Genomic DNA, 1230 nt, shown 5'->3' on the forward strand with positions numbered 1-1230 from the left:
GCGAGCGTGCGCACCGGCGCGGCTCTCGGCGAAGTCGTAGACCACCGCGCGCAGTTCGCTGAACTGAGTCGACGTATACGCCCACAGGTATGCCCGGTGCGTTTTGCCCTTGCCGGGGCTGAGCATTTGCACCGGCGTCTCGTCGGCGTGCAACACCGCCTGTTGCCGGATGGCCTGGCCGAGTGCGTCGACCAGCGGCTGCAACTGCACGCCACACCGGCCCACCCAGGCACCCAGCGTGGATCTTGGGATGGCCAGTCCCGCACGACCAAAGATCTGTTCCTGGCGATACAGGGGCAAGTGGTCGCCGTACTTGGCGACCAGCACCTGCGCGAGCAACCCGGCGGTGGGCATGCCCTTGTCGATCACATGCGGTGGAACCGGCGCCTGGATCAGTGTCTCGCACGCCTTGCACACCCACTTGCCGCGGATGTGCCGTTCCACCGTAAACACGCCCGGCGTGTAGTCCAGCTTCTCGCTCACGTCCTCGCCGATCCGTATGCGTTCGCAACCGCACTGGCACGTCGTGCTGTCCGGTTCGTGATGGACGTCGGTGCGTGGCAGTTGCGGCGGCAGCGGTGCCCGTTTCGGCTGCTCGCGTTGCCGTTCAGCTCGCGTCGGCTCGAGTTGCCCGAGCTCCATCTCGATAGCAACCAGGTCGCCATCGATCGCCTCGTCAAGCAGGTTCATCTGCTCGCTGTCGAGCTGTTCGCTGCGCCGGCCGAACTGCTGGCGCTTGAGGATCGAGACCTCGTGGGTGAGTTGATCGATACGGGTCTGCCGGAAGTGTAGTTCCCGGTCTCGTTCACTCGCTTCCCGCTCCTTCTCCTTGACCTCGGCAATCAGTTGCGCGGCAAGGGCGCGCAACTGTTCCGGGTTGAGTGCGTCGAGGTCCGCGGGGTTCATGCAGGCCAGTCTGCCAGAACCCTCCCGACGGAGGAAGCGCGACTGTTTACCTCCCCGCCGGATTTAGACGACGCGGATCACGCCATCCTCGCCGATGCGTTGCCAGGGCAAGCCCAGCACCAGGCCGGCCAGTTGTTCGTGCGTCAAGACACGCTGCTTCGGTTCGCTGCCGATGTGCGGCCACGCGAACTGCCCTTGATTCAGGCGTCGCGCGGCCAGCCAGACGCCGATCCCGTCGTGAATCAGGACCTTCATGCGGTTGGCGCGCCGATTGGCGAACAGATAGGCATGGTGTGGGTGCGCGGCGCCGAACACCTTGACCAC

Annotated in this window: 1 protein-coding gene and 1 pseudogene; both read right to left on the reverse strand. The window is 65.2% G+C overall.

Features of this window, described 5'->3' with window-relative positions:
• Nucleotides 1–906 (reverse strand): annotated as a pseudogene (locus QCE64_RS36390) (IS66-like element ISBcen19 family transposase); the annotation flags it as partial.
• 63 nt (nucleotides 907–969) lie between these two features.
• Nucleotides 970–1230 (reverse strand): IS66 family insertion sequence element accessory protein TnpB (gene tnpB / locus QCE64_RS36395; RefSeq protein ID WP_310009202.1); only part of this gene is annotated, 261 nt, incomplete at its 5' end.

The organism is Caballeronia sp. LZ043 (assembly GCF_031451075.1).
Taxonomy (GTDB): Bacteria; Pseudomonadota; Gammaproteobacteria; order Burkholderiales; family Burkholderiaceae; genus Caballeronia.